The sequence below is a fragment of the Mycobacterium sp. THU-M104 genome (genome assembly GCF_049197365.1).
Taxonomy (GTDB): Bacteria; Actinomycetota; Actinomycetes; order Mycobacteriales; family Mycobacteriaceae; genus Mycobacterium.
In genome coordinates, this window is sequence record NZ_JBMIOP010000037.1 from 43,398 (window position 1) to 51,745 (window position 8,348).

Sequence of the window (8,348 nt, forward strand, 5' to 3'; positions counted from 1 at the left end):
GCCCTGACGTTACCCAGGCCGGATGCGCGTGCGTCGAACCGCCCGCCGACGGTGAGCCGCACTCGGTCTGCGGTGCCGCCACCACCACTCCGAAACCGGCCGTGGCGGGTCAGACTATGCGGACGCAGAGCACCTCGTCGAGGCTGGCGGTGCGCGACCCGTCGGCCCCCGGTCCCTGCGCAACGTCGCCGGGGCCGGCTGCCCCGTCCAGGCGCGCGGTGTCGAACATCGCCGGGCCGCGGGCCATCACGTCGGTGAGTACGTAGCGGCCGGCGGCGGGGTTTCGGCGTGTCGCGGCCTCGGCCGCGCAGGTTCCGGTCAGCGTGACCGCGTCAGCGAAGTTGACGCCCACCTGACACACCTGCGGTTCGGTCTCGAGCACCGCGGTCAGCCGAGTGATGAGGTTCTCGGGGGCGAAGAACCGCCAGCCCTGACCCAGATGCAGCCAGAACCGCCCGTTCGCGGAGTCGGGATCGCCGAACTCGAGGAACCCGTAGCGTTCCTCGAGAATCCTGCGGTCCCGTGCCGACAATCCGGCGTCGATGACCAGGAAACGCCCGATCCGCGACCTGTCGAGGCAGCAGCGCAGAAACGAGTTCAGTGTGTGCTCGGCGACTGTGCGGTCCGGCCCGGCGACCAGGCTCACCACCACGTCGGGCTCACTGGAACCGCCGATCAGACCCCGTACCGGCCCATCGGGGTAGGACAGCGCGGCTTCGGCCATCGCCGGAGCAAAAACATCGCGGTTGGCCGCGAACCGTTGCCGATCCTCCTCGGAAAGATCGTCCCGGGCCAGCAGACGCCGCCACAACGTGAACGCCTCGGTATCGTCAGCAAGCCGGGAGGCGCAGACCGCTTGCTCATACAGTGCGCGCCACCCGTAGATGTCAGGGTCCATCAACAGCAGATCGTCTTCCGGGCAGGGGATTTCGGCGGCGCGCTGAGCAAACAGGTAGCCCATCCGGTAACGCTGTTCGGCGCGGTAGCGGCGGGCGACGGCGTACAGCGGCTCGGCGCGTGTCGGACGGAACTCCCACGCCCGCAGGTAGGCGTCCACGACGTCGGGTCCCGGCGCTCCTTGCTGCGCCATCGACTGGGCGATTTGCCACATCGCGAAATAGCGTTCCTCGTCCCAGCCGCCCATCTCCACGCGCCGGGCGTACCACTGTGTCGCGTTGTCGAAATCGTTGCGCGCGAAGAACGTCTGGGCCAGAAAGAAAACTGCCCGCGCGTCCTGCGGACAGTCATCGACCCGGGCCAGCAGCCGATCCCGCAGGTGTGCCGCAGGATCGGCTGTCTTGTCACCGGCACGGACCTCGACCGGCCCCACGATGCTGCGGGTGGCCGCCGCCACCTGCTCCTCGGTGACCTCCAGGCGCAGGTCCCGGGCGAGGCGGCGGATCACCGCGCCCGGCGCGGCGCGCAGCGCCTCGAAGTCCACCCTGATCGCGGCCGCCCCGATCGGTTCCGGCCTGATCGTTTTCGGGTCGCCGAGCGCGCGGTCACGTGCGGCGATCAGGTGCGCCGTCGAATCCGCGCGCTCCTGCTCGTCCCTGAGCCAGCCGAGCCGATTCAGCGACGCCACCACCTTGTCCTGGGGGCGGTCCACCACAACCGGCACCACCGGCCCCCACGCGTCGCGGACGGCGTCCACCGCAAGGCACAGGAGCGGATGTTTGGCGCCCGGTCGTTGCTCGGCGCGCAGGGCCGCGCGCCGGTGCGTATCAGCCCACCCGCGAAGTTTCGCGCGCCAGGAGTCGGGGTCCATGCGCAGCCTGTTGCCTGGTCCCTGATACGCCGCGAATGCCTTGCGGCACAACAACGCCAGCTGGTAGTCCTCCCAGGTGTCGTGGGGTTCGCGAATCACCAGGTCGAAGTCGGTGCCCATGAACACGCCGAGGTGGTGCAGGACTCCCGCTACAGCCGATGTGCCGCCGCACCAGGGGCCCAGCACCACGATGATCGGCTCGACCAGCGCCATGACACCCTCCTGCGGGACCGTATCAAACGGGCCTTCGGCCCGGCTCCGATCCCGCGGCGCAGGTGCAGGCTCACGGGCGTTACCACCCCGGAGCTGCTGCGGGCGCTGCGGGGTGGTCGGCGGATGATTCCGGCGAGATCTACCGATTCACACGTTCCATTGGTTACGCTCTGGTTGCATCCATCCCGCGTTCAGTTCCCCATCGGTCATCGGCCATCGGCCATCGGCCATCGGTCATCGGCCATCGAGCCAAAGGACAACGTCATGGAACTCAGCCGTCGCGCGTATCTGGCCGCCGGTGTCGCGACCGCAACCGCCGGTCTCATCGCCGCCACTCCGGTGACCCCGCCGCCGGCCGAATCGCAGCAGCGCGCGATTCAGCTCGCCGCCGGTGAGGAGGACATCGTGCTGGACCTCGTCCGGCACGGGTCCGACGGGCCCGTGTCGTACCTGTCCACCATCGGGTCCTACCTGCCGGGATATCCGCTCAACGCGACCGGCGAGGAGCAGGCGGATGCGGTGGCCAAGGTTCTTGAGCAGGGGGCCCCGTACGCCGGTATCTACGCCGGGGAGAACCTCAGGATGATCCAGACCGCCCAACCGTTGGCCGATGCACTCAACATGAACATCACCCAACTGCCCGGTCTCGACGAGATCGCCGGCGGCATCTACAACGGCGACCCGTCAGCGAGCCCGGGCGGCATCCTCTACGACCTGACCCTGGCTGCTTGGGTGTTCGGCTTGGACAGCGTGCCCATGGGGGGCTCCTTCGACCTGAACGGCGTGTCGTTCGACGAAGGCTTCAGCAACGCCGTGGCCTCGATCTACGACAGCACCGTGAGCTCGGGCGGCTCGACCACCGATGTGGCGTTTTCCGGTGAGGCCGCGATCAGCACCTGGTCGCTGATGAATGCGAAAAACCCGGATCTGGCGATCTTCCTTCCCCTTTTCGCCGAGGATCTGGTGTACGGCAAAGACTTCCTGCCCAACACCGGGGTGGTGGTGCTCTCAGGCGACCCCACCGAGGGGTGGACCCTGGTCAGCTTCGACGGGCAGGCCATTCCGCGGGACCCGGGATTGTTGACGCAACTGGTCGTCGACGTGCGCGATCTGATCACGCCACCGCAGATCGCCGCGTACAACGTGACCGAGGCCTTGTTCACCGGGGATCCGACGGCGGTCGGGACCGCGCTTGAGGAGGGCCTGCAGAATATCGGCGCGGCCACGGTCCAGTTCCCGATATCGGTGATTGGCGACACGGCCAGCGCAGTGCAGAATCTTGTCACCGACGTGGCCGCGGGCGAGGCATTGAACGTCGCGTTCGACGCGTTGTTTTTGGGAATTGTCTAGCCGCGACGGGTGCGCTGCGGCGCTGCGGGGCAGCACTCCTCCGTAGCGCGGTGATGCGCGGCTGCCGTCGGCGCGTGCCCAGTGGTATTCCGGCGACGTCGCTCTTCGCGTTACGTTGGTCTCTGACGACCGGTCTCTGACGAACGGTCTCTGACGAACGGTCTCTGACGAACGGTCTCTGACGACCGGGGCCTGATGAGGAGTGGACATGACCGACTTGGACATGACCAATTGGGATACGACCGAAGATACGTCGAGGGCGACTTGCGATGCCTGAACCGCGCTGGCTGGACGTGCCGGGCGCCGGTGGCGACCTCAAGGCGCTGACCTGGGGGCCGCCCGAGGGCCCGATTGCGTTGTGCCTGCATGGCTTTCCCGATACCCCGTACGGCTGGCGCAAGGTCGCTCCCCGGCTGGCCGAGTCCGGCTGGCGGGTCGTCGCGCCCTTCATGCGGGGATATGCCCCGTCTTCGATCCCGGCCGATCGTAGCTTTCACATCGGTGCGCTGTGCGACGACGCGTTGCGAGTCCGGTCGGCGGCGGGCGGCACCGATCGCGACGTGGTGATCGGTCACGACTGGGGGGCGATTGCCGCCACCGGACTGGCCGCGATGCCCGACAGCCCGTTCACCAGGGCCGTGATCATGTCGGTGCCGCCCTCGGCGGCGCTGCGCTTGCGGGGTGGTGTGGCCGAGCGGGGCCGGCTGGTCCGTCGGCTGCCGCGTCAGCTGTTGCGCAGCTGGTACATCTTCTACTTTCAATTGCCCTGGCTGCCTGAGCGTTCGGCCTCCTGGGTGTTGCCCTTGCTGTGGAAACGATGGTCGCCCGGCTACAACCCGCACGAGGACCTGCGTCATGTCGACGCCGCGATCGGTACACCGGAGAGCTGGCGCGCGGCCCTGGGAACCTACCGGGCCCTGGTCCGCAACACCGCCCCGCCGAAGCGGTATGCCGAGTTGGACCGGCGCTGGACCGAGCCGCCCGTGCTGTCGTGTCTGTACCTGCACGGCCGCGACGATGGTTGCATGACAGCGGATTTCACCCACTGGGTGGAAAAAGTGCTGCCGGCCGGCAGTGAGGTCGCCATCGTCGAACACGCTGGACATTTCCTGCAGCTCGAACAGCCGGACAAGGTTGCCGATCTGGTACTCGGGTTCATCGGCTCGCCCGGCTGAGCACATGACGGGCCAGTACATGACGGCCCGGTACATGACGGCAGTGGATGCGCAGTTCTACTGGATGTCGGCCAAGATCCCGAACGACCAGTTCCTGCTGTATGCCTTCGACGGCGAGCTGGCTGATCTGGCGCACGCCGTCGAACACGTCTGTCGGCGGGCCCGTGCCTGCCCGTCGTTGGCGATGCGGATTCAGGACCGGAATCCGCTGACCTGTCCGCGGTGGGTCCCGGCGCTGGTGGACGCGGCACGGCAGGTGGTTCTCCACGGCGTGGCAGGGGGCGGCGTGGCAGGCGGCGACGTGGCAGGCGGCGGCTGGGCCGGTTGCCTGGCGGCCGTCGCCGGGCTCGCCGACGCGCAGCTCGACGCCGAACTGGTGCCCTGGCGGTTGCATGTGTTCACGCCGGTGCTCGGCGTCCCGGGTGTCGCCGGGCCGGGAACGGTCGCGGTGCTGCAGGTCGCGCACGCGCTGGCCGACGGCGCCCGCGCGGCGGCGCTGCCCGCGTGGCTTTTCGGCCGGGACGCCCCAGTGCCCGGATTCAGACGGCCGGTGGTGGCGTGCTTCGGGTGGCGGGCCGTCGATGCGGCCCGCACCCATCGCCGGCTGGTCGGCGATGGGTGCGCCGGGCTGCTGGCACCGGGAGCCGGGTTGCGCCCGTTGCAGCCCACCAATGTCCGTCCGGGCGGCGCACGCTCGGTGCGCACGTTGGTGCGGCACCGCTCGCAGCTGCCCGGCCCCACGGTCACCGTCGGGGTGCTGGGGGCGGTGTCCACGGCGCTGTCGGCGCTGCTGGGCGGTGCGGCCGATTCTCTGGGGGCCGATTCGCTGGGAGCCGATTCGCTGGGAGCCGATTCGCTGGGGGCCGATTCGCTGGGAGCCGAAGTGCCGATGGCCAAACCCGTTGCCCCACAGGCACACAACCACTTCGGCAACGTCGTCCTGGGTCTATATCCGAACCTGGGTCGCGACGACCGCGCCGAGCGGATCGCCGCCGACCTGGCCAATGGCCGGCGTCGCTTCGCGCATCCGGCCACCCGCAGCGCCCACCGGGCGTTCGCCGCGATGCCCCCGGTGCTGCTGCGGTGGGGCGTGGCGCGGTTCGACCCCGGCGTGCGGCCGGCGCAGGTGGCCGGCAACACGGTGGTGTCCAGCGTGCATCGCGGGGAGGCCGACCTGAGTTTCGGGGGTGCCCGGGTGGTGCTGACGGCCGGGTATCCGGCACTGTCGCCCGCGATGGGCCTGACCCACGGGATGCACGGCATCGGCGACACCGCCGCGATCAGCGTGCACGCGGCGGCGTCGGCCTTCCCGGGAGACGACGCCGGCAGCGACGCCGGCAGCGACGCCGGCAGCGACGCCGGCAGTGACGCCCGCAGCGACGCCGGCATCGACGCCGGCAGCGACGCCTACGTGCGGCTACTCGACGCGGCGCTGTAGCGCCGCCGCACCGCGGTGAAACGCGGGGAAGCGTTACATCAATCGATATTCGTGTCACCCCGGCCGATGCTCTAGGTTTGCAGGCATGATTCACGACGCAGTGTCGAGCCAGGATGTCGGATTGCTGATCCTGCGACTGGTGTTGGGTGTGACGTTGGCCGCGCACGGCTACAACAAGTTCTTCGGCGGGGGCCGTATCCCGGGCACCGCGCGGTGGTTCGAAAGCATCGGCATGAAACCTGGCAGGTTTCACGCCACGGTGGCCGCGACCACCGAGATGGCCGCCGGGTTGGGCCTGGCCGCCGGGCTGCTGACGCCGATTCCCGCGGCAGGTTTCGTCTCCTTGATGCTGGTCGCGGCCTGGACCGTGCACCGCGCCAACGGCTTCTTCATCGTCAAAGAGGGCTGGGAGTACAACCTGGTCCTGGCGGCGAGCGCGGTCGCAGTGGCCACACTCGGTGCGGGCAGGCTGAGCTTGGACTGGCTGGTATTCGGGCAGAACTGGTGCGACGGCTGGCACGGCCTGCTGATATCGACCGGGCTCGGCCTGGCCGGAGCCTTCGGCCAGTTACTGATCTTCTACCGCCCGCCGGCCAAACCGGCGAGGTAGCTACGGCTCGTCGTCGTCCTCTTCTGCCAGAAGCTTTTCCGGGTGGTGGAACAGGTTGGTTCGCGGTTGGCCGTAGTCGAGATGGGGCGGCGGTACCCATTCGGTGTCGCCGCGCGCGTTCTTTCGGGTGGTCCAGCCGCCGGGTCCCACCAGTGGGTGATCCGACGTGCACGCCAGCGTGAGCTTGTTGACGTCCGTGCGGTGGGTGGTGGCCCAGTCCTCGACGTGGTGCGCTTCCGTCCAGTAGCCGGGCCTGTCGCATCCTGGCCGGGTACACCCACGGTCCTTGGCGTACAGGACAATTCGTTGCCCGGGTGAGGCGAGTCGTTTCGTGTGGCACAGTCCGATCGCTTTGCCTCGATCGAAGATGGTCAGGTAGTGGTGCGCGTGGCGAGCCAGTCGGATCACGTCGCTCATGGGCAACAGGGCCCCTCCGGCCGTCAGGCCGCGTCCGGCGGCAGCCTCCAACTCGGCCAGTGTGGTGGTCACGATGATGGTGGCAGGTAATCCGTTGTGCCGGCCGAGGTCTCCCGACGCCAGCAGCGCTCTGAGCGCGGCGTTGAGCCCGTCGTGGTTGCGCTGGGCGGGGCTGCGGTTGTCGCGCTGCCGGGCCTGCTCGTCGGCTTGGCCATCGACCACGGGCATCTGGTCGTCGGGGTTGCACATGCCGGGAGTCGCCGTTTTGGCCAGCACGGCCTCCAGGGTGGCACGGGATTCGGGGGTCAGCCAGGCGGTCGGCTTGGACATGCCGTCGATGTCTTGCCTGCCGAGCGTCATGCCGCGGCGGCGGGCGCGGTCCTCGTCGGTGTAGGTGCCGTCGGGGTTCAGATAGCCGTTGAGGCGCTCGGCAAGTTTGGCCAGATCGTCCGGGCGGTGGCAGGCGCCCAGTTCGGCGAGGTGGGCTTCGGCGTTCTCCCGGGTCCCCACGTCGACGGCGTGGGGCAGGTGGTGCAGGAAGCGGCGGATGACCCGCACCTGTCCGGAGCCCAGGTCGCCGTCGCGTTGGGCGGTGGCGGTGCCGGCCAGCAGCGGCGGCAACGGTTCCCCCGTCAGGGCGCGGCGCGGACCCAGGTCACCGGCCTCGGCGACGCGCCGGGTGGCATCGCCGCGCGTGATGCGTAGCCGGTCGGCCAGCGCGTCGGGAAGCGTGGCGCCGAGCTCCTCGCGGGTGGCTCGTTCGGCGAGCTGGTTGATCAGCTGGTGGCCGGGGACGGGCAGCCGTCGGGCGACTCTCTCCAGCCGCATCAGGATCCGCAACCGTTCCGGGTTGGTCAAAGCGTCGAACGACAGCGCGCAGGCGCGATCCATGTCGGCGTCGAGCGCGTCGAGGACCGAGGCGACCTCCTCGCGACTACTCGAACTCATGTTCGAATATTATGCCGGGCCACCGACAACAGGTCGCCCCGAGATGCTGGACCTGAAGCGCCAGGGGCGCAGGCGGAAAACCTGTCATCCGGCGCACCGCGGCGAGGTTGGCCACCCGGTCCCGGCCGGGCGCTGCACAAAACCGGGTACGGCGCAAAACCGGGCGCTGCACAAAACCGGGTACGGCGCAAAACCGGGCGCGGCGCAAAACCGGGCGCGGCGCAAAACCGGGCGCGGCGCAAAATGGGCGCGCGGCGCAAAATAGTGTGCACGGTGTGTTGATACACACGGTCCGGGCGCGGCGCAGCGCCGAGGCGTTTCCGCGCAGCGAACACCTGGCTGCCAAGATCGCCGACGTCGCCACCGACCCGGTTCCCGTCGAGCCGGACGTCGCGGAGATGGTGGCGAACCGGATCATCGACAACGCCG

5 protein-coding genes and 2 pseudogenes are annotated in these 8,348 nt (G+C 69.1%); 5 read left to right on the forward strand and 2 right to left on the reverse strand.

Features of this window, described 5'->3' with window-relative positions; translation table 11 throughout:
- Window positions 1–109 precede the first annotated feature (109 nt).
- Entirely contained in the window at window positions 110–1,981 is a 1,872-nt protein-coding gene (locus ACOJVU_RS03830; protein ID WP_421528568.1) for a tetratricopeptide repeat protein, read from the reverse strand.
- Between the two features lie 264 nt (window positions 1,982–2,245).
- Between ACOJVU_RS03830 and ACOJVU_RS03835 the strand changes: the two genes are divergently transcribed.
- The 4 genes and pseudogenes from ACOJVU_RS03835 (at window position 2,246) to ACOJVU_RS03850 (ending at window position 6,554) form a co-directional block, all read left to right on the forward strand.
- Window positions 2,246–3,331, forward strand: coding sequence for a histidine phosphatase family protein (locus ACOJVU_RS03835; protein WP_421528569.1), 1,086 nt, complete (start codon window positions 2,246–2,248; stop codon window positions 3,329–3,331).
- 269 nt (window positions 3,332–3,600) lie between these two features.
- Window positions 3,601–4,506 (forward strand): alpha/beta fold hydrolase, encoded by a 906-nt coding sequence (locus ACOJVU_RS03840; RefSeq protein ID WP_421528570.1) that lies wholly within the window; start codon window positions 3,601–3,603, stop codon window positions 4,504–4,506.
- Window positions 4,507–4,525: 19 nt separating this feature from the next.
- Window positions 4,526–5,830: pseudogene (locus tag ACOJVU_RS03845) on the forward strand (hypothetical protein); the annotation flags it as partial.
- 214 nt (window positions 5,831–6,044) lie between these two features.
- Window positions 6,045–6,554, forward strand: coding sequence for a DoxX family protein (locus tag ACOJVU_RS03850; RefSeq protein WP_421528575.1), 510 nt, complete (start codon window positions 6,045–6,047; stop codon window positions 6,552–6,554).
- On the opposite strand, the gene ACOJVU_RS03855 is transcribed toward ACOJVU_RS03850, so the two are convergent.
- Window positions 6,555–7,919, reverse strand: a complete 1,365-nt coding sequence (locus tag ACOJVU_RS03855; RefSeq protein WP_421528571.1) for an HNH endonuclease signature motif containing protein — start codon at window positions 7,917–7,919, stop codon at window positions 6,555–6,557. It abuts the gene before it with no gap.
- A 275-nt stretch (window positions 7,920–8,194) separates the two neighbouring features.
- On the opposite strand from ACOJVU_RS03855, the pseudogene ACOJVU_RS03860 reads away from it, so the two are divergent.
- A pseudogene (locus tag ACOJVU_RS03860) lies at window positions 8,195–8,348 on the forward strand (MmgE/PrpD family protein); the annotation flags it as partial.

Coding starts and splice junctions, on each gene's coding strand:
- ACOJVU_RS03830 (WP_421528568.1), bottom strand. CDS start 1,981: ATGGCGCTGGTCGAGCCGATCATCGTGGTGCTGGGCCCCTGGTGCGGC.
- ACOJVU_RS03835 (WP_421528569.1), top strand. CDS start 2,246: ATGGAACTCAGCCGTCGCGCGTATCTGGCCGCCGGTGTCGCGACCGCA.
- ACOJVU_RS03840 (WP_421528570.1), top strand. CDS start 3,601: ATGCCTGAACCGCGCTGGCTGGACGTGCCGGGCGCCGGTGGCGACCTC.
- ACOJVU_RS03855 (WP_421528571.1), bottom strand. CDS start 7,919: ATGAGTTCGAGTAGTCGCGAGGAGGTCGCCTCGGTCCTCGACGCGCTC.